The sequence below is a fragment of the Micromonospora sp. CA-244673 genome (assembly GCF_050948395.1).
GTDB lineage: Bacteria > Actinomycetota > Actinomycetes > Mycobacteriales > Micromonosporaceae > Micromonospora.
On the sequence record NZ_CP192019.1, the window covers coordinates 211390 to 235540 of the forward strand.

The 24151-nt window shown below is 71.1% G+C and carries 26 protein-coding genes; 14 read left to right on the forward strand and 12 right to left on the reverse strand.

The window, feature by feature from the left end; translation table 11 throughout:
• The first annotated feature begins 2 nt into the window (after positions 1 to 2).
• The 5 genes from ACQP12_RS01035 (at position 3) to amcA (ending at position 4708) form a co-directional block, all read left to right on the forward strand.
• Positions 3 to 326 carry a sterol carrier family protein gene (locus tag ACQP12_RS01035; RefSeq protein ID WP_357944565.1) on the forward strand — a complete coding sequence of 108 codons (324 nt, stop codon included), beginning with the start codon at positions 3 to 5 and terminating at the stop codon, positions 324 to 326.
• Between the two features lie 171 nt (positions 327 to 497).
• Positions 498 to 2063, forward strand: coding sequence for an amidophosphoribosyltransferase (gene purF, locus ACQP12_RS01040; protein ID WP_357943789.1), 1566 nt, complete (start codon positions 498 to 500; stop codon positions 2061 to 2063).
• A gap of 58 nt (positions 2064 to 2121) precedes the next feature.
• A complete protein-coding gene (gene purM, locus ACQP12_RS01045) occupies positions 2122 to 3276 on the forward strand; it encodes a phosphoribosylformylglycinamidine cyclo-ligase (RefSeq protein ID WP_357943787.1) in 1155 nt (384 codons plus the stop codon).
• A 123-nt stretch (positions 3277 to 3399) separates the two neighbouring features.
• Entirely contained in the window at positions 3400 to 4503 is a 1104-nt protein-coding gene (amcB, locus tag ACQP12_RS01050) for a cyclophane-forming radical SAM peptide maturase AmcB (protein ID WP_433289065.1), read from the forward strand.
• A complete protein-coding gene (amcA, locus tag ACQP12_RS01055) occupies positions 4472 to 4708 on the forward strand; it encodes a multiple cyclophane-containing RiPP AmcA (RefSeq protein WP_151461157.1) in 237 nt (78 codons plus the stop codon). The genes amcB and amcA overlap by 32 nt, the downstream gene beginning before the upstream one ends.
• Positions 4709 to 4854: 146 nt before the next feature.
• Here the strand turns inward: amcA and ACQP12_RS01060 are convergent, their stop codons facing one another.
• Both ACQP12_RS01060 and ACQP12_RS01065 read right to left on the reverse strand, forming a co-directional pair.
• Positions 4855 to 5073 (reverse strand): DUF3073 domain-containing protein, encoded by a 219-nt coding sequence (locus tag ACQP12_RS01060; RefSeq protein ID WP_091315761.1) that lies wholly within the window; start codon positions 5071 to 5073, stop codon positions 4855 to 4857.
• A gap of 303 nt (positions 5074 to 5376) precedes the next feature.
• Entirely contained in the window at positions 5377 to 6459 is a 1083-nt protein-coding gene (locus ACQP12_RS01065) for a Glu/Leu/Phe/Val family dehydrogenase (RefSeq protein WP_433284321.1), read from the reverse strand.
• A 174-nt stretch (positions 6460 to 6633) separates the two neighbouring features.
• On the opposite strand from ACQP12_RS01065, the gene ACQP12_RS01070 reads away from it, so the two are divergent.
• Positions 6634 to 7473 carry a hypothetical protein gene (locus tag ACQP12_RS01070; protein ID WP_357943783.1) on the forward strand — a complete coding sequence of 280 codons (840 nt, stop codon included), beginning with the start codon at positions 6634 to 6636 and terminating at the stop codon, positions 7471 to 7473.
• A gap of 267 nt (positions 7474 to 7740) precedes the next feature.
• Positions 7741 to 7950: a BldC family transcriptional regulator gene (locus tag ACQP12_RS01075; RefSeq protein ID WP_007073996.1), complete on the forward strand. Its 210-nt coding sequence runs from the start codon at positions 7741 to 7743 to the stop codon at positions 7948 to 7950.
• Between the two features lie 91 nt (positions 7951 to 8041).
• On the opposite strand, the gene ACQP12_RS01080 is transcribed toward ACQP12_RS01075, so the two are convergent.
• A complete protein-coding gene (locus ACQP12_RS01080) occupies positions 8042 to 8419 on the reverse strand; it encodes a PPOX class F420-dependent oxidoreductase (RefSeq protein WP_313723643.1) in 378 nt (125 codons plus the stop codon).
• Positions 8420 to 8473: 54 nt separating this feature from the next.
• Here ACQP12_RS01080 and ACQP12_RS01085 point away from each other — a divergent pair, with 54 nt between their 5' ends.
• Entirely contained in the window at positions 8474 to 9250 is a 777-nt protein-coding gene (locus ACQP12_RS01085; protein ID WP_433284324.1) for a class I SAM-dependent methyltransferase, read from the forward strand.
• A gap of 37 nt (positions 9251 to 9287) precedes the next feature.
• Here the strand turns inward: ACQP12_RS01085 and ACQP12_RS01090 are convergent, their stop codons facing one another.
• Positions 9288 to 9575 carry a hypothetical protein gene (locus ACQP12_RS01090; RefSeq protein ID WP_433284326.1) on the reverse strand — a complete coding sequence of 96 codons (288 nt, stop codon included), beginning with the start codon at positions 9573 to 9575 and terminating at the stop codon, positions 9288 to 9290.
• A 166-nt stretch (positions 9576 to 9741) separates the two neighbouring features.
• Here ACQP12_RS01090 and ACQP12_RS01095 point away from each other — a divergent pair, with 166 nt between their 5' ends.
• The gene (locus tag ACQP12_RS01095) at positions 9742 to 10599 is read left to right on the forward strand and encodes a 3-hydroxyacyl-CoA dehydrogenase family protein (protein WP_433284328.1); all 858 of its coding nucleotides are present in this window, start codon (positions 9742 to 9744) and stop codon (positions 10597 to 10599) included.
• 52 nt (positions 10600 to 10651) lie between these two features.
• Complete coding sequence (locus ACQP12_RS01100) at positions 10652 to 11395, forward strand: enoyl-CoA hydratase/isomerase family protein (RefSeq protein ID WP_433284330.1); 744 nt, start codon at positions 10652 to 10654, stop codon at positions 11393 to 11395.
• 55 nt (positions 11396 to 11450) lie between these two features.
• On the opposite strand, the gene ACQP12_RS01105 is transcribed toward ACQP12_RS01100, so the two are convergent.
• Positions 11451 to 12800 (reverse strand): ABC transporter substrate-binding protein, encoded by a 1350-nt coding sequence (locus ACQP12_RS01105; protein ID WP_433284332.1) that lies wholly within the window; start codon positions 12798 to 12800, stop codon positions 11451 to 11453.
• Positions 12801 to 12966: 166 nt separating this feature from the next.
• On the opposite strand from ACQP12_RS01105, the gene ACQP12_RS01110 reads away from it, so the two are divergent.
• Both ACQP12_RS01110 and ACQP12_RS01115 read left to right on the forward strand, forming a co-directional pair.
• Entirely contained in the window at positions 12967 to 13356 is a 390-nt protein-coding gene (locus tag ACQP12_RS01110; protein ID WP_357943773.1) for a hypothetical protein, read from the forward strand.
• Between the two features lie 38 nt (positions 13357 to 13394).
• Positions 13395 to 14096: a DUF2786 domain-containing protein gene (locus ACQP12_RS01115; RefSeq protein ID WP_433284334.1), complete on the forward strand. Its 702-nt coding sequence runs from the start codon at positions 13395 to 13397 to the stop codon at positions 14094 to 14096.
• A gap of 21 nt (positions 14097 to 14117) precedes the next feature.
• Here the strand turns inward: ACQP12_RS01115 and ACQP12_RS01120 are convergent, their stop codons facing one another.
• Entirely contained in the window at positions 14118 to 14633 is a 516-nt protein-coding gene (locus ACQP12_RS01120) for an SRPBCC family protein (protein WP_433284336.1), read from the reverse strand.
• A gap of 206 nt (positions 14634 to 14839) precedes the next feature.
• Between ACQP12_RS01120 and ACQP12_RS01125 the strand changes: the two genes are divergently transcribed.
• A complete protein-coding gene (locus ACQP12_RS01125; protein WP_433284338.1) occupies positions 14840 to 15952 on the forward strand; it encodes a hypothetical protein in 1113 nt (370 codons plus the stop codon).
• A gap of 10 nt (positions 15953 to 15962) precedes the next feature.
• Here ACQP12_RS01125 and ACQP12_RS01130 read toward each other — a convergent pair whose 3' ends face one another.
• Complete coding sequence (locus ACQP12_RS01130; protein ID WP_433284340.1) at positions 15963 to 16754, reverse strand: hypothetical protein; 792 nt, start codon at positions 16752 to 16754, stop codon at positions 15963 to 15965.
• A gap of 669 nt (positions 16755 to 17423) precedes the next feature.
• Between ACQP12_RS01130 and ACQP12_RS01135 the strand changes: the two genes are divergently transcribed.
• Positions 17424 to 17786, forward strand: coding sequence for a YciI family protein (locus ACQP12_RS01135; protein ID WP_433284342.1), 363 nt, complete (start codon positions 17424 to 17426; stop codon positions 17784 to 17786).
• Positions 17787 to 18008: 222 nt separating this feature from the next.
• Here the strand turns inward: ACQP12_RS01135 and ACQP12_RS01140 are convergent, their stop codons facing one another.
• From ACQP12_RS01140 to ACQP12_RS01160, 5 genes are all read right to left on the reverse strand, one after another.
• Complete coding sequence (locus ACQP12_RS01140; RefSeq protein ID WP_433284344.1) at positions 18009 to 18581, reverse strand: hypothetical protein; 573 nt, start codon at positions 18579 to 18581, stop codon at positions 18009 to 18011.
• Between the two features lie 185 nt (positions 18582 to 18766).
• On the reverse strand, positions 18767 to 18991 hold the full coding sequence (locus ACQP12_RS01145; protein WP_357943757.1) for a hypothetical protein: 225 nt from the start codon (positions 18989 to 18991) through the stop codon (positions 18767 to 18769).
• A gap of 809 nt (positions 18992 to 19800) precedes the next feature.
• Positions 19801 to 20427 carry a hypothetical protein gene (locus ACQP12_RS01150; RefSeq protein ID WP_357943755.1) on the reverse strand — a complete coding sequence of 209 codons (627 nt, stop codon included), beginning with the start codon at positions 20425 to 20427 and terminating at the stop codon, positions 19801 to 19803.
• Positions 20428 to 22083: 1656 nt separating this feature from the next.
• A complete protein-coding gene (locus ACQP12_RS01155) occupies positions 22084 to 22428 on the reverse strand; it encodes a hypothetical protein (RefSeq protein ID WP_433284347.1) in 345 nt (114 codons plus the stop codon).
• 648 nt (positions 22429 to 23076) lie between these two features.
• The gene (locus ACQP12_RS01160) at positions 23077 to 23544 is read right to left on the reverse strand and encodes a hypothetical protein (protein ID WP_357949825.1); all 468 of its coding nucleotides are present in this window, start codon (positions 23542 to 23544) and stop codon (positions 23077 to 23079) included.
• Between the last annotated feature and the right edge of the window lie 607 nt (positions 23545 to 24151).

Sequence of the window (24151 nt, forward strand, 5' to 3'; positions counted from 1 at the left end):
CCGTGGCGGCGACGTTGACGGCGCTGGATGAGGGGCGTACGCCCGATCGGCCGGTGTACCGGGAGGCGGTCCGTACCCTCTTGGCCACCCTCGCGGAGCGCGCCCCCGGCCGATCGGTGGAGGTGCGGGTTCCACCCTACGGCGCGGTGCAGTGCGTGGCGGGGCCGCGACACACCCGTGGAACGCCCCCCAATGTGGTGGAAATGGACCCGGCGACCTGGCTGGAGCTGGCCACCGGCCGCCTCGGGTGGGCCGAGGCCGTCACCGAGGGTCGCGTACGGGTGTCCGGTATCCGGGCGGACCTCTCCGAGCACCTTCCGCTCTAGCTGCGGCGACGGGGCGGCGCACGATCACACTCAGCGGGCAGCTCGTGACTGTCGGTGTCGACCGCTGTTCGCGTACACTGTGAGGCTGACGACGGTCCCCGGCCCACGGTGCGGAGCTTGCCCCCCGACCTCCGCCAGGCCAGTCCAGACCCCAGCAAGAGGGAGCGGCAGGTGCCCCGAGGCGATGGCCGGCTGAGCCACGACCTTGATCCCCAGCGACCCGGCCCCCAGGACGCGTGCGGCGTCTTCGGTGTCTGGGCGCCGGGGGAAGAGGTCGCGAACCTGACCTACTTCGGGCTCTACGCCCTCCAGCACCGCGGCCAGGAGGCCGCGGGCATCGCGGTGAGCGACGGGTCGGGCGTGGTGGTCTACAAGGATCTCGGCCTGGTCGCCCAGGTCTTCGACGAGCCGACCCTGGCGAGCCTGCGCGGGCACGTGGCGATCGGGCACGCGCGCTACTCGACCACCGGCGGGTCGACCTGGGAGAACGCCCAGCCGACGATCCGGGCCACCACCTCCGGCACCACGATCGCGCTGGCTCACAACGGCAACCTGGTCAACACGGCCGAGCTGCAGCGTGAGGTGGCCGATCGCGGCCTCGACTCCGACGGCTCGACCAACGACACCTCGCTGGTCACCATGCTGCTGGCCAGCCGCCCCGACCTCTCCGTCGAGGCGGCCGCCCTGGAGGTGCTGCCCCAGCTGCGCGGCGCGTTCAGCTTCGTCTTCATGGACGAGTCGACCCTCTACGCGGCGCGTGATCCGCACGGGGTCCGCCCGCTCGTGCTCGGCCGACTGGAGCGCGGCTGGGTGGTGGCGAGCGAGACCGCGGCGCTGGACATCGTCGGCGCGAGCGTGGTCCGCGAGGTGGAGCCCGGCGAGCTGATCGCCATCGACGAGGACGGGCTGCGGTCCAGCCGGTTCGCCGCGCCGGAGCCCAAGGGCTGCCTCTTCGAGTACGTGTACATCGCCCGCCCGGACGCCACCATCGCCGGGCGGAACGTGCAGTCCGCCCGGGTGCAGATCGGCCGCCAGCTCGCCAAGGAGCACCCGGTCGAGGCCGACCTGGTCATCCCGGTGCCGGAGTCGGGCACCCCGGCGGCGATCGGCTACGCCGAGGAGTCCGGCATCACCTACGGCCAGGGACTGATGAAGAACCCGTACGTCGGGCGCACCTTCATCCAGCCGTCGCAGACCCTGCGCCAGCTCGGCATCCGGCTCAAGCTCAACCCGTTGCGGGAGAATGTGCGCGGCAAGCGCCTCGTGGTGGTGGACGACTCGATCGTCCGGGGCAACACCCAGCGGGCCATCGTGCGGATGCTGCGCGAGGCGGGGGCGCTGGAGGTCCACGTCCGGATCTCGTCCCCGCCGGTCAACTGGCCCTGCTTCTACGGGATCGACTTCGCCACGCGGGCCGAGCTGCTGGCCAACGGGCTGGACAACGAGGGCATCCGGCGGTCGATCGGGGCCGACACGCTCGGCTACGTATCGCTCTCCGGTCTCATCGCCGCGACCGAGCAGCCGAAGACGCGGCTCTGCCGGGCGTGCTTCGACGGGGAATACCCGATCGAGCTGCCGGCCGGGAACCTGATCGGCAAGCACGTGCTCGAAGGAGTGGGCCGCCGGGTCGCCGCCGAGGCGTCCGAGCCCACCGCCCCACTCGACGACAACTTCAGCTCGGCGCGTCTGACGCCGTCGGCCGCCACTCCGGGCGGCGCAGCCACCCACCGCCCGTAGCACCACCGACGCGGGGCGGCCCTCCGGCCGGCCCGCGGGAACCACAAAGGGGAGAACCGTGACCCACGTGTCCGAGCGCAGCGGCGCAGGATCCAGCCCGACGGGCGCCGGCGGCGACCGCCAGCCCTGGTCGGCGGGGACCGGCCGTACGCAGCGCAAACGCTCGGTCTCGTACGCCGACGCCGGGGTGTCGATCGACGCGGGTGACCGCGCTGTCGAGCTGCTGAAGTCCAAGGTCCGGCAGACCCGCCGCCCGGAGGTCATGGGTGACCTGGGCGGTTTCGCCGGCCTGTTCCGGCTGGACACGAAGAAGTACAAGAACCCGATCCTGGCCTCCTCCACCGACGGCGTGGGCACCAAGCTGGTGATCGCCCAGCAGCTCGACATCCACGACACGGTCGGCATCGACCTGGTCGCCATGGTCGTCGACGACCTGGTGGCCTGCGGCGCCGAGCCGCTCTTCCTGCTCGACTACATCGCCACCGGCGAGGTCGTGCCCGACAAGGTCGCCGAGATCGGCGCGGGCATCGCCGACGGCTGCCGCTACGCCGGCTGCGCCCTGCTGGGCGGCGAGACCGCCGAGCACCCGGGCGTGCTGCGCCCCGACGAGTACGACATCTCCGCCACCGGCGTCGGCGTGGTCGAGGAGAGCGACATCCTCAGCTCGGAGCGGGTCGAGGTGGGCGACGTCGTGATCGCGATGCGCTCCTCCGGCCTGCACTCCAACGGCTACTCCCTGGTCCGGCACGTGCTGCTGGGCGCCGCGCGGATGCGGCTGGACGTCGTGATCGAGGACTTCGGCCGGCAGCGCACCCTCGGCGAGGAGCTGCTCACCCCCACCAAGATCTACGCGCAGGACTGCCTCAAGCTGATCGCCGAGGCCGAGGTGCGGTCGCTGGCCCACGTCACCGGCGGCGGCATCCCGGGCAACCTGGTCCGGATCCTGCCCGAGCACGTCGACGCGGTGGTCAACCGCTCCACCTGGAAGCCGCAGCCGATCTTCGACCTGATCCAGTCCAAGGGCCGGATCGAGGACCCGGAGATGGAGTCGACGTTCAACATGGGCGTCGGCATGTTCGCCATCGTCTCCGCCGAGGACGCCGACCGCGCGCTGGCCACCCTGACCGGCCGCGGCGTCGACGCCTGGCAGGCCGGCGAAATCATCGAGGGCTCGGGCAACGTGCAGATGATCGGCCAGCACACCCGCGGTTGATCACTCTCCGGTGATCATCCGGGCACCTGATCGGGGGTTCACCCGAGTAGCCACCGCCGCCTAGCCTGAAGGGCAGTTCAGGCTAACGGGGGAGGGGTGATGGCTGCGCGTACGCACACCGGAATGCGGGGCATCGCCGCCGTCCCCTCGTACGTGGTGATGCAGCCGACCACGCTCTGCAATCTCGACTGCGTCTACTGCTACCTGCCGATGCGGGCGGTGGACCGGCGGATGCCCGTGCCGGTCGCCGAGGCGGTGGCGGCGGCGGTGAACCCCTGGGCGGCCGCCGGGCGCTTCTCGGTGGTCTGGCACGGCGGGGAGCCGCTCGCGGCCGGCCGGGAGCATCTGGCGGCCCTGCTGGCCCCGTTCGGGCCGGAGGTGGAGCACCACGTCCAGACGAACGCCACGCTGATCGACGACGCCTGGTGCGCGTTCTTCGCCGAGCACGGGATCCGGGTCAGCGTGAGCGTGGACGGCCCCCGGGAACGCAACGGCGAGCGGGTCACCCGGGGCGGGCGTCCGGCGTACGACCGGATCCTGGCCGGTGTGGCGGCGCTGCGCCGGCACGGGCTGCCGTTCTCCGCGCTCGCGGTGGTCTCCCGGCCGGAGCCGGGGCTGGCCACGGAGCTTTACGACTACTTCCTCGACCTCGGCTGTGACGTGCTGGGGATCAACATCGAGGAGACCGAGGGCGTGAACACCCGCACGAACGCCCGGGACGCGGCGGCGGTGACCGGGTTCTGGGCGGAGCTGGTGGGCGCCTGGCGCCGGGATCCCCGGATCCACCTGCGCGAGGTCGAGTGGTCGCTGCGCTACGCCGGCGCCGTCCTGGCCGGCACGGCGGACGACCTGCTGCCCCGCCGGCTCGACCCGATCCCCACGGTCGCCCAGGACGGCTCGGTGGTGGTGCTCTCCCCGGAGCTGGCCGGCTTCACCGACCCGCGCTACGGCGACTTCAGCAGCGGCAACGTGCTGAGCACCCCGCTGGCCGAGATCCTGGCCGGTGCCGGGCGGACACCCTGGGTGGGCGAGTTCCTCACCGGCGTGGAGGCGTGCCGGTCGTCCTGCCCCTACTTCGGCTTCTGCGGCGGCGGCCACGCGGCCAACCGCTACTTCGAGCTGGGGCGTTTTGACGGTACGGAGACCGAGCACTGCCGCAACAGCAAGATCCGCCTACTGGAGGGAGTGTTGGAGCATGCCCGAGACCACGAGTCACCGGCAGCCTGAGCGCGTCGGAGGAGCCGAGCCCGATCCGGTCGCGGACCGGGTGCGGGAAGCCGCCGGCGGACTGACCGCACTGCTCCACGAGGCCGAGGCCGCGCGCCTGCTGCGGGCGGAGGTGTCGGGCGGCGACGGTGCCAGCGCGGTGTGCGCCTGGAACCACTTCGAGAACATCCCGACGTTCTACAACTGGAACAACCGGCCCCGCTGAGGGCACGCGTCCGCGATCAGGGGCCCGCCGGTCGGCCGGATCAGCTCCGGGACGACGGCGTGGCCCCTGATCGTCGGTGCGCCGCTTCGGAAGGGCACATGCGTGAGCACGCGGGCAGTCACCGCGTGCTCAGATGCGACCGGAGGTCAGCGGGTCGGACGGACCCAGGTGTCCGGGTCGTCGTCCGCGTGATCCTCATCATCGTCGTCGACATACTCTTTGTAGTCGTCGTCGAAGTGCTGCTCAGACTTCCCACCAGCACCCGCCAACTCGCGCTGCAAGGCGGTGAGGTCGGTGTTCGGGGAGTGGTACTTCAACTCCCGCGCCACCTTCGTCTGCTTGGCCTTAGCACGGCCGCGCCCCATGGCTCGACCCCCTCGCACAGAATGCGGGGCAGCCCGAAGGCGGGCCCCGATGACGTCAGGCATCTCTCGTGGCTCTTACGGTACATGGGGATGCCACCGTTCGGCACCTCGGGTTACCGTCAACCGGCCCTGCGCGTCGCAGTGAGCCGGCCGTCACAAAGTGTACCCGGTAAGGAGCGGACACCGGGACCGGCCGTGACACCGGTCAAATCGGCACGAAGCACCCCAACGTCCAGCTTAACGCTGGTACCCGCAGCGCGGGCGGACCGGGGGCGGGGCCGGTGGCCCGCCCCCGGGTGACGCTCAGCGCAGGTGGATCGTGCGCAGCCGGCCGACCTCGGCCATCCGGCGCTCGGCGAGCCGGTCCGCGGCCACCGCCGGGGGGACGCCCTCGTCGTCGGCGAGTCGCAGGATCTCGCGGGTGGTGTCGAAGATCCGGGTGGCCCGCAGCTTGGCGCGCTCGAAGTTGAAGCCCTCGATCTCGTCGGCAACCTGGATCACGCCGCCGGCGTTCACGACGTAGTCCGGGGCGTAGAGGATGCCCCGGTCGGCGAGGACCTTCTCGATGCCCGCGTGGGCGAGCTGGTTGTTGGCCGCCCCGGCGACCACCTTCGCCCGCAGCACCGGCACGGTGTCGTCGTTCAGGGCGCCGCCGAGGGCGCACGGGGCGTACACGTCGATGTCGGAGGCGACCAGCGCCGCGGTGTCGTCGACCAGCGCGACCTGCGGGTGGGTGGTGCGCACCCACTCCAGGGCCTTCGGGTTGACGTCGGTCGCCACGACCTCGGCCCCGTCCTCCAGCAGGTGGCCGGTGAGGTACTTGCCGACCTTGCCCAGGCCGGCCACGCCGACCCGCTTGCCGGCCAGCGTCGGGCTGCCCCAGACGTGCTCGGCGGCGGCCCGCATGCCCTGGAAGACGCCCCAGGCGGTCAGGACCGAGGAGTCGCCGGCGCCGCCGTGCTCCACGCTGCGCCCGGTGACGTAGCTCGTCTCCCGCGCGATCACGTCCATGTCGGCGACGTAGGTGCCGACGTCGCAGGCGGTGTAGTAGCGGCCGGCCAGGGACTCCACGAAGCGGCCGTAGGCCCGCAGCAGCGCCTCGCTCTTGATCTGGTCCGGGTCACCCCAGATGACCGCCTTGCCGCCGCCCAGGTCGAGGCCGGCCAGGGCGTTCTTGTACGCCATGCCCCGGGAGAGGTCGAGCACGTCGGCGACGGCATCGGACTCGCTGGCGTACGGGTAGAACCGGGTGCCGCCGAGCGCGGGGCCCAGCGCGGTGGAGTAGATCCCGATGATCGCCTTCAGCCCGGACTGCTTGTCCTGGCAGAACACGACCTGTTCGTGACCGGTCGATCCCGGGTCGTCGGTGCTGGCGAATACGCCCATGGCTGACTCCTGTGTCGGTGTGCGCCCTTGTGGGGCGCGGACCCTGTTGGCACGCCGGCGGGATGGTGCCGGTGCTGCTGAGCCTAATATCGGCCGCAGCCGTACTGTCGCGCACGTCACGACGCCTCGTGACGGCGGCGGCGGAGAAGTCCCGTCTCGTGGGAGGATCGCGCCGTGCCGTCGCTCTTCGCTTCATACCTGCGCGTGTACGAGCCGCTGACCGCCTTCGATCGTGACCGCCAGTCGTACTGGCGCCGCTACGTCAACGAGGGCCGAGCGGTCGCCCCGCTGGAGGGGCCGGTCCGGCAGCGGACGGCGGTGATCGAGGCGCTGGGCGCGGGCTGGACCCGGCTGCCCGACCTGCCCGACGAGGCGTACGTCCTGGAGGCCGACGACACGCTTCTGGTCTGTCCGTGGAACCTGCGGATCCGGGTCGCCGAGGCGGCGCTGAGCGCCCGGGACGGCGTGCCCTCGGTGCTGGCCGACGCGTTCGTCCCGCCGGTCCTGGCCGGCCAGGCGAAGGCGGTGGTGGAGGACTGGCGCAGCGGGGCGCGGGTGCTGGAGCACGGGGTGCCCCGGGTGCACGAGCAGATCGCCACCTGGGGGGTGCCGCTGCGCTGGTTCGTGCTCTTCGACTCGCAGGAGCGGCACCTGGTCACCGAGCCCGAGCGGCGGGCACTGCGCTACCGGACGGAGATCTCCAAGGCGCGCCGCCGGTCGTCCCGGGCGCTGTCGGTGCTGCGCAAGTCGGTCGGCGAGGCCCCGATCACCGAGGCGGTCGAGGAGGCCGCCCGCTGGCTGGAGGAGTTCCACCCGCGCTCGGTGGTGGAGCTCGACTACGGCGGCCTCGTGCAGCTGCTCCCCGACGAGACCCTCGCCGCCGACGACTCGACCGAGCTGGTCGCGGCCGGACTGGCCGGGCTCTCCCGGGGCGAGGCCGAGGACGCCTCCGCGGCGTACGACAAGCTGGTTGCCAGGTGGCGCGCGGTGCAGCTGCTGGAGCGCTGCAACTAGGCCCGGCGCGGGGGCCGGGTTTGCCCGGGTTGAGACCTCTCGATGCGAGAGTGTCTCGTAGTTGACGCATCACGAACCGTGATCATGAGTCCTATTAAGGTAGTTTCTGCGGCATAAAAGTCGTAAAAATCGGGCATGGTTCATCCGTCCGTCTAGGGACCTTCAGCCGTTCGGCCCATGTCGGACATCGGGGACTAGCCGGACCATGGGAGGCGCGTCGGCCGGCGGGACCCCGGCCGATGTCTATACATGTGGAGGAGTGACCCGATGGCATCGCGAACGCACGAACCAGAGCCGCTACTCACACCGGCCGAGGTGGCGTCGATGTTCCGTGTCGACCCGAAGACGGTGACCCGGTGGGCCAAGGCTGGCAAGCTCAGCGCCATCCGGACCCTGGGCGGCCACCGCCGTTACCGCGAGTCCGAGGTTCGGGCCCTGCTGCAGGGGCAGATTCCCCAGCAGCGCCAGGGGGACTGACGACCCGGACGTTTCTCAGGCGTTCCGATCAGGGGCGGTGGGACGTCGCGACAGCGACGATCCGCCGCCCTCAGTCGTTTCCGGGCGCGGCTCAGTCGAGCACGATGCGCAGGCCGACCGTGCCGCCCTCGCCCCGGCGCAGCCGGCTCCCCAGCAGGCTCAACCGGCCGATGAGCCGGTACTTCTGCTTGAGCAGCCCCCGGATCCGCCGGGTCGACTCCGGGCCGCTGACCGTCGCGTGCCCCGGCACCGCCTCGCCATGCGGCCGGCCGCGCACGTCGCACGGGGCCACCGTGACCCTGCCGTCGCGCCGGATCCGCTTCACCTTGCCGGAGTCCGACACGGTCCACACCGCCAGCGCCTCGCCGTCGCGCACCGCCCACACCGGAGTCGGCACCGCCCGCCCGTCCTTACGGAATGTCGTGAGCAGCACGTACTTCTCCGCCGCCAGGCGGTCCAGGTCTGTCACGCCGCTCAGGATACGGCCGCGACAGCCGGGTGGAGCCCGGATAGCGTGATCGCCATGACCGGGGAACCCGCGATCGGCGACGTGTTCGGCGAGATGATCCGCGACGCGTACGCGGTCAGCACCGGGATCGGGCCGCGGCCGCTGGTCGGCGGGCGGCTGCCCCGGCCGGTCATCGAGATCATCGAACGCGACGACGGGCTGGTCAACGGCGCGCCCACCGAGCACTACCTGGACCCGCCGGAGCGGTGGCAGCCGTACGACCACCGGGCCGTCGACCGGGTGCACGGGCAGGTGCTGGACATCGGCGTCGGGGGCGGCCGCATCGCGCTGCACCTCCAGGAGCGCGGCGTGCCGGTCACCGGGCTGGACACCTCGCTCGGAGCGCTGCGGGTCAGCCGGCACCGGGGCGTACGTGACCTGGTGCTCGGCACCGTGGACGAGCACGTCGCCGACGGCCGGCGCTACGACACCTTCCTGCTGCTCGGCAACAACCTGGGGCTGTTCGAGGGGCGGGAACGCGCCCCGGGGCTGCTGGCCGCGCTCGCCGCGCTGGCCCGACCCGGCGCCCAGGTCATCGCGCACGGCACCGACCCGTACGGCACCACTGATCCGGTGCACACCGGCTACCACGAGCTGAACCGGCGGCGGGGACGGCTGGGTGGGCAGCTCCGGCTGCGGCTGCGCTACCGGCTGCTCGGCACCGAGTGGTTCGACTATCTGGTGTGCTCGGTCGAGGAGTTCGCCGAGCTGGTCCAGGGCTCGCCGTGGCGCCTGGCCGACGTGGACGACCGGGACCACCCGTACTACCTGGCCACGTTGAGGCTGGCCTGACGCCGGCGGGCACCGGGGGCGCCCGCCGGCGTACGCGTCAGACCTGAACGGTGGGGGTGGTGTGCTCCGGGGGCAGGCCGCCGTCGCCGTCGACCACCTCGTCCGGCGTGCCGTCCTCGTCGATGTCGACCATGGTGATGTCCACCTTGCCGTCGCCGTCGGTGTCGAACTGGAACAGGTCGGCCTTCCCGTCGCCGTCGGTGTCCACCACCCAGACGTCGGTCTTTCCGTCGTTGTTGGTGTCCGCGCGGAGCAGGTCCACCCGCTCGTCGCCGCGGGTCTCCACGGTCTCGGTGCTCTCCGCGCTCTCCGGTGCCTGGCTCATCTCGATCCTTCCCTCGGCGTTGACGGCCGTCTGTACCCGATCCGGCGCGCCCCCACGCATGCCCGCGGGCCGGCCCTGCATAGGGTCGCATCCAGGAACGAGCGAGCGGACCCACCGGCGCGGCGGAGACCCCGCCCGTCGTGGAGGCCGCGGCGGAGGGACATCGATGAGTGGTCGTTTTGTGGTCGTCGGGGCCGGCACCATGGGCCTCGGCATCGCGTACGTGGCGGCCGGCGCCGGGTACGCGGTCGAGCTGGTCGAGGTGGACCCGGCACGCGGCGCCGACGCGGTGCGGCGGCTCGGCGAGCTGTGGGAGCGCGGCGTGCAGCGCGGCAAGCTGACCGCCGAGGCGGCGACGGCGAACCGCGAGCGGGTCACCCTGCGGGCCGGCCTCGCCGAGGTGGCCGAAGGCCCCGACGTAATCGTGGAGGCGGTCCCCGAGCGACTCGACCTCAAGCGGGCCGTGCTCGCCGACGCCGAGGGCCGCCGGCCCGCCCTGCTCGGCAGCAACACGTCCAGCATTCCGATCGCCGAGCTGGCCGAGGGGCTGAAGCGGCCGGCCGACTTCATCGGGCTGCACTTCTTCAACCCGGTCTGGGCCATGGCGCTGCTCGAGGTCGTGGTCGGCCCGGCCACCGCGCCGGAGACCACCGAGGCGGCCGTCGCGCTCGCCGGCCGGCTGGGCAAGGACCCCGTCGTGGTACGCGACCTGCCCGGCTTCGCCACCTCGCGGCTCGGCGTGACCCTCGGCCTGGAGGCGATCCGGATGGTCGCCGACGGGGTGGCCAGCCCCGCCGACATCGACAAGGCGATGGTGCTCGGCTACCGGCACCCGATCGGCCCGCTGGAGCTGACCGACCTGGTGGGGCTGGACGTCCGGCTCGACATCGCCCGCACGCTCCAGGCCGCGTACGGGGACCGGTTCGCGCCGCCGCCGCTGCTGGAGGAGATGGTGGCCGCCGGCCGGCTGGGCAAGAAGTCGGGCCAGGGCTTCTACACCTGGGAAGGCGGGGTCAAGCAGTGATCGCGAGGAGTGAGCTTGCGAGCCCCGCAGTCGCGAACGAGAGGCGGGCACAGTGAGCGGGCTGCGGATCGAGGAGCTGCCGGACCGGCTCGTGGTCACGCTGGACCGGCCGGAGAAGCGCAACGCGATCGACGCGGACCTGATCGCCGAGCTGCACGCCGTCTGCGCCGAGTTGGAGGCACGGCCCCGGCTGCTGCTGCTCACCGGCGGGACGGACGGCATCTTCGCGGGCGGCGCGGACATCGCCCAGCTCCGCGAGCGCGGCCGGCTGGACGCGCTGGCCGCCATCAACCAGGCCGCCTTCGCCCGGATCCGGGCGCTGCCGATGCCCACCGTGGCGGCCGTGGACGGCCCGGCGCTGGGCGGCGGCGCCGAACTGGCGTACGCCTGCGATCTGCGGGTGTGCACGGCGCGTGCCGTGTTCGGCCAGCCCGAGGTGCGGCTCGGCATCCTGGCCGGCGCCGGCGCGACCTACCGGCTGCCCGCGCTGGTCGGGGAGGCCCGGGCCAAGGAACTGCTCTTCACCGGCCGGCGGGTGGACGCCGACGAGGCGCTGCGGATCGGGCTGGTCAACCGGGTGGTGCCCGAGCCGGCGGAGCTGCTGCCCACCGCGCACGGCCTGCTCGACGAGATGGCCAAGGGCTCGGCGCTGGCGCTGCGGCTGACCAAGCTGGCGGTGGACGCCCCGGCGGCCGCCCACCCGCAGCTCGACCTGCTCAGCCAGGCGGTGCTCTTCGAGGACGAGGAGAAGCACCGGCGGATGACCGAGTTCCTGGAGCGGCGCCGCTCGCGCTGACCGCGGACACGACGAGGGCCGCACCGGTTCGCCCGGTGCGGCCCTCGTCGTCGTCTCACTGCCGGATCTGCACCCCGGCGTCGGCCAGCGCGGTGATCACCCGCGCGGACTCACCGAAGCCGATCACCAGCACGGCGTCCGCTCCGTAGTCCTTGATCTCCTTGGCGCCCCCGGAGAAGTCCACCGGCGGCGCCGACGCGCCCTCCGGGGGAACGTACGACAGCAGCTTCACCTTGTCGGCGCCCATGCCGGCCCGCTCCAGCTCGGAGCGGACGTTCTCCTGGAGGCCCTCGCCGTAGGAGTCCTTACGCGCGACGATCGCGATCTTGTGCGGTCCGTCGCGCATTATCACGTCGGCCAGCGCCCGGCCCTGAAGGCCGTCCGGCGGAGCGGTGCGGAAGTAGAGGCCCTTGTCGTCCACCGTGCTCAGCCCGGCGTCGGTGTTCGATGGGGAGAAGAGGATCCGGCCGGCGGCCACCACGTCGGGCAGCACGGCCCGGGAGATGCCCGAAGCGCCGGCGCCGATGATGACGTGCACGCCCTGCTGGACGTGCGAGGTCACGGTCGCCTTCGCCACCTTCGGGTCGGTGCCGTCGTCGCCGTCGATCCAGACCACCGGCTCGCCGAGCGCGCCGCCCGCCGCGTTGATCTCGCGGATCGCCAGCGCCGCGCCGGCCGCCATCGGCGGGTACGCCAGGGCCAGGTCACCGGTCTTCGGCAGCAGGCCGCCGAGCACCAGCGGGGAGCCGTCCTCCTTGTAGGACTTGCCCGGACGCGACTTCTTGCCCCGCGGCGGCGTCTTGGTGCTCGCCCCCGACTCGTCACCGGCGCCGACGAACTCGGTCTTGCCGTCGTCGAGCTGCCGGTTACCGAAGTGCAGCGTCGCGTAGCTGGCGGCGGCCGGCTCGCCGGCGTCGGTGAACCCGGCCCGGGTCAGCGACACCCCGCGGTACTCGATGTCCTGGCCCGCGCGGGCCAGCTGGAGGCAGATCGCGACCTCGTCGCAGCGCTGTCCGCTGGTGGTCACGCCGACGATCTGCTTGGCGATCTCGCCCGGCTCGGTCGTGCCGGCGAGCTGGGCGGCCAGCACGCTTATCACGATCGCGTCGTAGGTTTCCGCCGAGTAGAGGTAGTCCTTGAGCTTCGGGTCTACGGTGCGTAGCCGATCCTTGAAGCTCTCGGGCAGCGGCGTGAGCGGGGTGGTGCCCTTCATGCCGTTGAGAAGGTCCGCGCGGTCCTTCAGTTCATCGACGTACGAGTTCTGCATGTTGCCGTCGGTGCCGTAGAGGCGCACCTGGGTGGCGGTGGCCTCTTCGGGCTTGTCGCTCCCGCAGGCGCTGGTGGCGAGCAGGAGCGCCGCGCAGGCCGTGGACAGGGCCGCACGCGACGCGCGAGATCTGAGCATTGTCGTCCTTCCTCCGGCGAGGGTCCGCTGCGCACACTAGCGTGCCGGCGCGGAGAGCGGGACCGTGGAGGTCCGTCCGTCGGCACCCCGACTGCCGGTATCACTGTGAGTGACGGCTGGACCGTTCCGGGGTCACGGCTTGACCCTCCGAACTACTGTTCCGCTGGTGAGCGACGAAGCACAGCAGACGCTGGACGATGCGACCGCCGTGCTCCGCTCGGCGCTGGCCGGGGACGGCGACGGCGTGGTGGGCACCTTCGACGCCGTCGTGGACCGCTCCGGGCTGGCCGGGGCCTACGGGGTGGCCTGGTGCCTGGCCGCCACCATGCTGGGCGACGAGGCCCCCGCGGGCGGCGCCGCGCTCGACTTCCCCGGGATCGACCAGGCCGACTACGACACGCGGTGGGTGGCCCGCTTCGTCAGCGCGTACGCCAACGACGACGCCGACACCGGCGAGGCGCTGTTCGGCGCCGCGGCGGCCGACGGGCTGCTGCCCGACTGCCTGCTCACCCTCGCCGGGTCGACGGTCGCGACGCTGCGCAGCCGGGCGGGCTGAGTGGCCTTCGCCGGCCCGGTCTGTGATAGCTCTGGTGCATGTCCGAGGCGATGCTGAGCAAGGTCCGGAAGCTGCTCGCCCAGGCCGAGGACCCGGCCTGCACGCCCGCCGAGTCGGCCGCCTTCATGGCCAAGGCCACCGAGCTGATCGCCCGCTACGGCGTCGACCGGGCGCTGCTCGCCGCCCGCGAGCCGGCAACCGACCCGGTCGGCGACCGGGTGGTCGAGGTGGTCGCCCCGTACGCCCGGGACAAGGCCGGCCTGCTCGCGGCGGTCGCCGACCCGCTGCGCTGCCGCTGCGTACGCCGCCGGCAGGGCAGTGGATTCGACCTGCACCTGTTCGGCTTCGCCAGTGACCTGGAACGGGTCGAGCTGCTCTTCACCTCGCTGCTCGTGCAGGCCGCGCACGGGCTGGCCGGCACCGCCGTGCCGGCCGGGGAGCATCCGGCCGCCTTCCGGCGTGCCTGGCTGGCCGGCTTCGCGCACGTGGTCGCCGAGCGGCTGCGGACGGCCGAGGCCGGTGCGGTCGCCGAGTCCGGGGCGCCCTCCGTGGCGCTGGTGCTGGCCGACCGCTCCGACCGGGTCCAGCGCCGGCTCGCCGAGGTGTACCCGCGGCTGCGCACGGCCCCGCGCCGCCGGCTGGCGGGCAGCGGCTTCGGTCCGGGCGCGGCCGCTGGTCGCCGGGCCGACCTCGGCGGCACCGGGGTGACCGGGACCCGGGCGAGAGGCATCGGCGGCTGACCGGTCCAGCGGCGGACGCGGTCAGTCGGTAGCGCGGGCGACCGTGGCCAGGTAGCGGCAGAGGAGCTCGTGCCAGCCGGCGGTGAGCGCCTTGCGGTAGCCCTCGGCGGCCTCGCCGTGCCGGTCGAAGTAGCGGTGCTCGACGTCGACCCGGGTCAGCTCCGGCCCCTCGGGCTGGAAGAGGACCTCGACCTCGCTGGCCCGCGCCGGATCCGGCACCGGCACCCGGTCCGGCCCGAGCTGCCAGGTGAAGACCAGCCGCCGGGGCGGATCCCAGGTCAGCACCCGACCCCAGTCACCGCGGAAGCCGTACGGGCCGATCTCGTAGAGCATGCCGCCGGCCCGCGGTTCGATGCCCAGTTCGGCCAGCGCCTCCGGCCCCGACCAGGTGTATTCGCGCACCCACCAGTCGGTCAGCGACCCGGTGAAAACGGCGTACGCCCGGTCGGCGGAGGCGGGGGCGAAGAGTGTGCTGCGGAGGGAGAATCGGTCGAATTCCTGGTGGACCTCATCCGGATCGGCCATCCCCTGTCCCATAGGCCCGGACCATACCGGCTGATGCCTCGCTGTGCAGCTTTCATATCGGCCCGCTTCCGGACAGCGGGAGACACGTTTCCCGACAGTGCCGGGCCGGCCTCGCCGCCTCCGTTCAAGGGCGTACCGGACCACCAGGGATGCCGCGCCGGAAAGCGGGTAACCGCGGCTGATTCGGCCCGGCCGGCGGGCCAGCGGGGAGCGGGGACATGAGCGAGCGCGGAGCGACCGAGCGGGAGCCGGACCCGACGGGCGGGCGGCCCGCCCGCCAGGGCGGCGAGCAGTCCGAGCCGGACGTCCTGCTCGACATCCCGGAGGTGACGGTCGACCAGATCCGGCTGACCGTCAGAGAGCTCGACGCCGACCTGTCACTGCGCGCCCGGCTGGCCAACCTGCTGCAGCTCGACGCCGGGGTCCGGGTGCACCTGGACGACGTGGAACTGGACGTCACCGGCGTCAGCGCCGAGGTGCTGCTCAAGGTACGCCTGGAGAAGCTGGTGCAGATCCTGGACCGCGCGCTCAGCACCATCGATCGGAACCCGCACCTGATCGAAGCGCTGGCCCGGTCCGCCGCGAGCGGCGACGACGAGAACCGGGCGGCCCACCAGCTCGCCAGCGCACCCGTCCTGGACGAGCGCGGGCAGCGCATCGGGACGGTCGGGGCCGTGGCCGACCGCGCCCTCCGGGAGAGCCTCGGCCAGCCCGCACCGCCGTCCGCGGCGACGCCGAGCGGGGCGCGCGCCCCCGAGCCGCCGACCGGCGACCAGGGGCTGGCGAAACCGCCAACGGGCGGCCAGGGCCAGCAGAAGCCGCCGGCCGGCGGTGGTGGCGGGCAGCCCTCCGGTGGCGGGGGCGGCGGCGCGAGGGCCGGCGCGTCCCGGGAAAGCGGCCCGCCGAGCGGCCAGGGTGGCCCGTCCCGCGAGGGTGGTCAGGGTGGTGGCCCGTCCCGCCAGGGTGACGGCCCGTCCCGCCAGGGTGGCGGCCCGTCTCGCGAGGGTTGGCAGCCCGGTCGCGAGGGCGGCCCATCCCGCGAAGGTGGGCAGTCCCGCCAGGGCGGCCAGACCGGCGGCCAGGGCGGCCCGTCAGGCAAGGGCGCCGGCCAACCGTCCACCGGCCCCGCGAAGGCGCCTGGCGCCGGGGCCGGGGAGCGGACCGAGCCGGGGAAGCCAGCCGGGAAGCCGGACGAAGCGGAGAAGGGAAAGGGCGGCCCGCCCGGACCGGCCCAGCTCGCCGGCCAGGCCGGGGAGACGCTGTTGCAGGCCGGCCGGAGCGTCTGGGAGGCGATCCAGAGCGGCATGAGCCAGCACCGACCAAAGCGGTAGGCCCGGAGGCTCAGCAAAGCTGGGCCGGGGTCCGCCACCAGGCCGTACGCCGGAGCAGCAGCAACCCCACGACCGGCGCGACCGTCACGGCGAGGGCGACGCCGCTGGTCAGGTCGCGCGGCGCCCAGAGCAGGTTGTCCCCGATCCCGTTGGCGTGCGCGGTGAGCGAGCAGGCCACCAGCAGCCCCACGGCGCCGAGCACCGCCCCGACCCGACGGCCGCGCCCGCCGCGTGTCACCCGGGCCTCCTGCCGCACGGGCTTGGCGGCCACCGTGGCGGGCGCGGGAATCAGCGGCATCGGCCGGACGGTCGCCGGCGCGACGACGGTGGGTCGGATGCCCACCGCGGCGGACGGCGCGACGGCCGGGCGCTGGCTGGTCAGCCGCTCCTGGAGGGCGGTGAGCCCTCGGACGACCCAGACGATCGGCGGTACGACCAGCAGCAGGACCAGGGCCGCATGGGTCGCCCACGCGCCGGCCAGGGTCGGGCCGCCCCAGGCGTCGGCGTACCAGTTGGTGGCGGTCTGCTCGCCGAGCCCGAGCCACGGGCGGAACGGGTACGCCAGCACGTTGATCAGCACCAGGAAGGCGAGCACCGCGGTCAGCGCGGTGGAGGCGGCCGCGACCGGCAGGGCGAGCACAGCCCCGCCCAGCGCCCGCAGCCGACCCGGCTGGCGCACCGCCCCGGCCAGCGCGCCGAGCGCCCGAGGCACGGCGACCACGGACGAGGCGAGCCGTCGCCGGCTCTCGGCCCCGTAGGTGACCCGCCAGGGCACGAAGATGTCCCGCTGCTCTCTCGTCATGCGACAAGTCTTCGCCCGACCCCACGCCCACACCATCGGGACCAACCCCGGCCCGACCCCGACCCGCCCCCCTGACCCCTACCCCTGACGGCGTTTCCGCTGGTCGGCGCTCCTGTAGCCCGGCGAAAGGCTATGTGGCCAGGGGCGGGGTCGAACCGCGAGGCCGCCGAAGCCCGCCGTCAGGTGTATCGGACGCGGCCCGCGCGATGTCGCGGGCGAGGTGGGAGACCCGCAGGCCGACTGACCGTAGTCGGCGCAGGTCCGCGAGCGTGTCGTGCATGAGCTGGACGTGAAAGTAGTTGACATGCTCCAGGACTGCGAACAGCGCAAAGGCCAGTCCTGGCCAGGAGCTGCGCCCTGGGTCCGTCGCGGCGACGGATCCAGTGGTCACGAGGCCGGCGGCCAGGAGCAGTGGGTTCACGATGCGGGCTGCGCGAAAGGCCGCCAAAGCCGGAATGTGGGGTCGACGAACTCTGATCTGATGCACTTTGGCCACCCAGCGCGGCGCGCGCGTCCGACCATGGTCTCCGAACGTCCGACTCTGCCGATGTGGGTCCGACGGTTGACCGGTTGACAGAAATCAAGCTGGAGAGTGTCGGATCTGCCGGATGCCGTTCGTAGCGTATGCAGAGACGGACGTCGGTCCGGGGATGATCAGAGGGAGCGGACATGTCTGAGTACCTCATCTACTTCAATCAGCAGTGGGTGGGTGACCACACCGAGGAGTGGTTCCGCGGGCGCGGTCCGCTCGCCAGGGCGGTTGTCGATGAGATCAAGGCCGCCGGGGCATTCGTCTTCGCTGGGGGCCTGGAGGAGGAGGACGGCCCAGTCTTCAACGCAGACGCCACAAGCGGTGCGGTGGTCGTCACCGACGGGCCCTATGTCGAGAGCAAGGAGTTCCTGGGTGGCCTGACCATCGTGGACGTGCCGGATGAGGCGACCGCCCGGATGTGGGCCGGCAAAATCGCGGAGGCATGCGGCTGGCCGCAGGAGGTTCGCCGGTTCAAGCCGCGGCGCGTCTTGCAGGGATGAGATCGTCACCCGTCGGCTGGGGCTTGAGCCGAGGCGTGGCCGGCACCGGGGTGACGTCGCTGCTGCGGTATCGGAAAGGATTCGACCAGGCACGGGGGCGGCCAGAAAGTGCCGCCCCCGGAGCCGGCCGACGAAAGCGCTTCGCCGTACTCATCTGCCGTGACGCCCTTGTGGTGCCCGGCGAGGTGATCGCATCAGCGCTTGGCCTTGGTCTGTTAATCGTCAGCCCACCGTGCCGATGCGTGAGCACATGCTCAGAGCATCGCGCTCCCAGTCGCTTCCTACGAGAGCGACGGGGTAACTGACCTCTCTGCCCTGCTTGTCATCGGTCTCGACCGATAACCCTAGCGGCAGCGGCTCTCGCTGGAGGTGTGCGACCGAGCACTCGAACCACAGCTCGACCGCGAGCTGACCGGTGGTGGCAGGGGGTAACAGCCGGGGCGATCCGATGCTGTGCATCACGACGCCCGGCCTCTTTGCATGAACCCCACGAACGGTGATCGGCCCTGGGCCGGCGTTGGCCAACGCCAAATACCCGGACAGTCGGACGGTTCCCTCGGAGGCCGCGCTTCCAGAGTCGGCCGATTGAGGGAAGGCCACGAATGCGACCACGGCGTTCCGCTCCCGCTGATCACGCGAGTCTCGCAGTTGGCTGACACCGAAGCCGCCAAGCACAACGCCGACCACGAAGGCGGCGACGAGCCGCAGGGTCATTTTCTGTCTGACCACGAGACGGTCATGGGCGGTGGTATCCGACTCCGCGGACTGGTGATTGTGCCCGTCCAGGTCGATCACTGCGTGCTCCGCGACATGGGCCTCAGCCTAGGGTCTCGTCACACCAGGTCGCCCGGCCGTAGAGCCGCCCATACAGCCAAGGCCATGAACAGACGCCGACCAACGCCGACAACGACGGACAGGCTGACCAGGCGTGCAAAGCCGGACCAGCCACCCCTGATGTTCTTCCAGCCCGAGGCCGTAGCTCAGTCGAGCAGTCCCGGAACCCGCTCCCGAAGCTTGGCCATCACCCGCGACAGCCCGGCGTCCAGGTCGTCGCCGTCCCACCGCACGAGTTCCTCGCCCAGCGGATTGCCCGACACCAGCACCGTCCAGCGCCCCCGTTCGCGTTCGCCGTCCATCTTGACGATGGCGACCAGGCCGTGATCCCCGGACTGGACCAGCAACTCCGGTTCACGCCACCGGTCCACCGAAACGACACATCCGGTTCGACTATCCACAACGGCCACTACGCGCACTCTCGCGGTTGCCCCTCGTGGGGGATCTCCTGCCGGAGCGGTGGCCCGGCCAACCTCACCCGCGATGGATTCCTGCCATGACTCGCACCGCACCTCAGGGGCAAGCTGCGGCCGGTTCACCGGCTCCCCGCTGAGGCACCCGAGCCCCAAGACTGCCAGCGCCGCCACGAGCCGCGGGTTGGTCGTCCTGCGAGGCGACGGGGGGCGGGCCGGCGCACTCAGATCGATGACGGCCATAGGGCAAGTTATCCGACGGGCAGGTAACCCGCTCGTACCGACGCCGGCCATCTACGGCCCGTAACCGTGGCGCCCAGCGGTCATGAGCGGGCACGAGCGGCATTGAGCTCTGCCGCCGACAGCAGGCGTTTCGTGGCATCGCGGCTCGTTGAGCGCGATCTTCCAAACTGAGGCTCCCGAGCGGGGTGCGGGCCAAGGGCGCTACGGCGGCCATGCCGGGTGTGCGGCCGGGCCACGCCAAGGGGCTCGAAGCAAGCTCCGTCCGTGCGATCCACGTGCGATAAGGAGTGGCCACTAGTGGGATTCAGGGGCCAACCAGGGACAGACCGGACAGGCAGCCCGCCGGGGCACAAAGCAGAACGCCGACCGGCGTTTCCGCTGGTCGGCGCTCCTGTAGCCCGGCGAAAGGCTATGTGGCCAGGGGCGGGGTCGAACCGCCGACCTTCCGATTTTCAGGCACCCGCATTCTTGCAGGTCAGCGCCGTTTCGCCGGTTCATCGTGCAACTGGGCGTGCAAATTCGGGTCAGCCCTCGCAAGTGCTCGGTGTGGGAGCCGACACGGTGACCATGTCGCGTAGCGCGGCCAAGAGGCGCTCCCGCTCGTCATCAGGTAGACCGAACCGGGCATGCGAGAGTTTGGTGGCGTACGAGGTGAGGGCGTCGAGGTCGGCAAGTTGTTGCCGTGCCTCCGCCTCCATCGCGTCATCGGGGTCAACATCGATGGCCTCGTCGCCGGTGTAGTCCTCGGACGCCAGTTCCATGCGATAGTCGACGGCGTCGATGGCCCGGCCTGCGACGTGCACGGCGAAGGCCGGCTCCGCATGGAGGTAGCACTCCGCCGCGAAGAGAATCGCGGCGGCCGGGTCATCGTCGGCGTCATCCGGGCCGTCCTGCCCATCGTTGTGGCAGTACTCGCTGATATAGAACTCGCCAAGGGCGACGGCGATTGGCTTGAAGGCGGTCTGATCGCCGGCGGCAGCACGCCACACCAGGTCGAGCAGAGGTCGCAGGCTCTGCGTGAACGGCAGCCGTTGCGGGTCCAGACGGATCAGCCGCTCCGCCGTGATAGCGGCGAATGCCACCGCCGTACCAGCGTTGGCGGCCAACACCCGCGACCGCACCTGCTCGCCCAGGGTCTGCCAATCCGTCATACCAACCTCCGAACACCGATGCGGGCAAAGACACGGCCGGAACCTCCGGCCAGCGGTACGCCGACACGGCGACACGCCCAGCCGCACGGATGACGGACGCTGCCACGCCCCGATAGCGGTGGTCAAGCAACAGCCGGGACACGACAAGGGCTCTACACCACGAACTGCCGAATTAGCCTCTTAAGGATCAAGGCGGCCCGCAAAGCGGGCCGCGCCGGCCCGGCCCCGGCCTGCTGGCGACCTCCGGCCGGCATCGGCCCGGGCCGGCCGGCCACGCTGGGACGACCAAGCCTTTGAAGACCTCGGGGCTCCGCCCCGAACCCCGACCCTCCTCAGAGATGCCGCCGCGGCTCACCTCGCCGGGCACCACAAGGGCTACCAGCCTCCCCGGACGGGGACCAGGTCGTTCGTCCGGTAGGGCGCTCCACCTGGTCCCCGTCCGGGGAGGCTGGACGGTCTGGCGACTGCCCGACGAGGAGATCCGCCACCGTTCCAGCGCCACGCCCATTCACCGAACACGGCAACAGCCGGGACCAGACTGGCGGCTCGGGGTTATGGTCGCCCCTGTGCATTGCCCCCGATGCGGCCACGCGATGGAGACGGTCGACGGCTACCTAACGTGCCCGGTTGGAGGCATGGAGCTGTCACCTGTCATGCGCGACGCCCTGGTCCAGCTTGTCGCGTCGGAAGCCGGTCCATCTGGTCCATCGGCTTTCTTCCGCTGGGGAGGGAGTTGGCACTGTCCGGCAGACGGCTCGGTGATGATCGAGTCGAGGGGTCGCGTGGCTTGCCCGCTGTGTGGCAGGCACCTGCCAGCCCGGATGCTGGACCAGCTTGTCGAACTCCACCCTCACGACTGACGTACGACGGCACCGCACCGGTCGCAGTTGCGTGGGCCATCGACGGGCCAGTAACAGCGTCATCCCTGGGTCACGAGCGGGCACGACCGGGCAGACGGCAGCCATCGCGAACAGGCATTTCGGGGCACTGGGTCCCGCTGATCACGCGCTTCCAAGCTGACGGTGCGCCGTTCATCGCCTCGGCGGAGGCGGGTTCTCATGTCAGTCCTTGATGCGCCGAGGCGTCTCCGCCACAAGGTCCTCAGCATGTCGACGTCGGAACTCCACCACAGTCAGTGCGGTTGCGGTCAAGAGCGCCAGTGGGGCCAGGGCCAGGAGGTCGACGGCCCAAGGGGTGATGAACCCAAGGAGGAAGCATGCGACCACGACAATGGGCCATGACCACGCGAGAATGCCCGGTCCCCAGAACCGCCACGGCGACGCCCCTGGTACCGCCTCCCACGAGTTCAGGCGGCCGAGCAGTGCGCTGATCACGCTGGACCACACGCCCAGCAGAGTCAGGACGCATAGGAACGGACCTAAGCCATCGGGCACGGCAAGATTGTTCGGCCCCGCCCGGTGGAGCGCAAGGGCGGAAGGTGCTTGGCGCGCCCCGAACTGACCGCGCCTGCGCGGCGGTCCGCATCCAGTCCGCAAGAGGCCGGCAAACGGCGGGGGACCGCTGGGAGATGTCGGGAGGCGTTCCCGCTGCTAGACCGCCATGTGCCCAGGTCGAGGGGGCGGGCAGTTTGATCTCGTAATCCCTCGGTCGCCGTGCCCTCTGCGAGGGCGCTCCGCCTTGTCCCGTCCAGAGAGTTCATCGCCGTGTCGAGGTGCGCCGCCTGCGCCCCCTCTTGATCAGAGCACCGAACACGCCGACGCACACAACCGAACAGACGCCCATGACTACCGCTGCGAACGGATCACTTTTCGGGCCTGACAAAATTTCCACCGATGCAATTCCGAAGATGACGGCAAGGCCGGGCAGCAAAATGTGCGCCACACCCCGATGATGACGCCGATTGTGTGCGACTTGAATACGACGTTGCTCGGCAGTGAGGTCCTTCTCCCAGGGGGTGTTGGAGGGCCAGTTGGCCACCCAGATTATGGCAGTCAACCCCGCAATAATCATCAGCACCGTAACGACGGCTTTGAAGAACAAGCTCTACCTCCAGAAGCCGTCAGTCCATGACAGAACCGAAGGCGTTGGTGAAGGGTTATGGTCGGCGGGGACCTGGGTCAGTAGGTGCGAGATGATAGTGACTGGTAAGCGACGGCCTGTAAAGCAACTGCGAAGGACACCCTGCCGCTGGTGGGCTACTGACGGTGGGAGTCATGGCCGGGAGCCACCGGGGCGAACGGAGCCGGACGAGCCCGGACCGATCCAGTTGCCGAGGGCGCGGCGACCAGGGCGAGGCGGACGTTGCCGAACGGCTGCGGAGCGCGCTTGGGAATCTACGGATCAGATGGTCAGCAGCCGCGTGTCGTACAGCCATCCGTACAGCCCAGACAGCCAGCCAACGCCGACGACATCCGACACTGACGGACGGGCTGAGCAGGAGAACGGCTCCCCTAACAGCCCACTCCGATCTTCTTCTAAACCTCAGGCCCTCCCGCCGCCGGCGTCCACGCCGACGCTTGACAAGCGTCATTGAGGCTCATCCGGTTGGACGCTCCACCTTGGTCCCCGTCCGGGGAGGCTGGACGGTTGGAGACTGCCCGACGAGGAGATCCGGTTCCACACCGAACACATTTTCACTACCGGCGCGGCGATTGTTGAGCACACTCGGAACCCGCAACCAGCCGGAGACTAGTCTCCGGTGGCCGGACCACCGCCAGTGCTCGCGGGCGCCGTCAGCGCGGCGGCTAGGGCCTCCGCATCGCGACGTGCAGGCAACGGAAAGCGCAGCTTGAGATCCGCCGCTTCACCATCTGCCGTCAAGACGACAACACGGGTCAGCCGACCGCGAACATCGGACGCACGCAGGATAGGACGCGGCACCTCACCGAGCACGTTCTGGGTCGGTCGGCCAGTCACTTGGTTCATTGCAAAGAACAGCAGACGCCTATCAGTCAACAGCACATACTGCTTCACCGCGACAGAGAACGCCGTGAACAGGCCGCCGGACAAGACGGCTGTCGCTACCCCCATGGCGACCTGGTCCTTTGTCGAGACAGAGCCAACGATCGCCACACTGGCCACCTCGACACGCTCGCCCTCCTGCAGGAACGGCGACGCCGTCGCGATCAGCCGCTGTCTTGCCTTCTCGGCACCCACGGTCGCCTCCGTCTTCGCCCGTACCCCACCCCTGAAGTGGGCGCGTTTCCATGATCAATAGCCGGCCGACTCTAGCGAGGCTTCCCGATACCGGTCAACCCATGATCCGCCGATGTTCGGCGGGGTCGTCCGGCCGAAACGGGCGACGACGCCGGCACCTCCTCAGGCCGGATGACAACGGCGCTGGACGGACCGACGCAGCAACGGACGAGTAGAGCGCAGCCATCAGTAGTTGATGACCCTCTTGCACCGAGCCGGACAGTTCGGCCGAGGCTATGGATCAGGGGGTCAGCGGACCGCATCCAGTCCGCAGGAGGCCGGGGGACAGCGGGGGAGTGGTGTGAGGTGTCGAGAGGCGCTTCCGCTGCTAGGCCCCCCGGAGTGCCCAGGTCGTCGGAGCGGGCAACTTGATCTCATAATCCCCCGGTCGCCACGCCGGACGCCCTACCAGCAGGAAGTCCGGCCGTGCGATCTACGTGCGATAAGGAGCGGCCAGCAGCGGGATTCCGGGGTCAACGAGGGCCGGACCGGACAGACAGACTCCCGGGGCGAAAAGCAGAACGCCGACCGGCGTTTCCGCTGGTCGGCGCTCCTGTAGCCCGGCGAA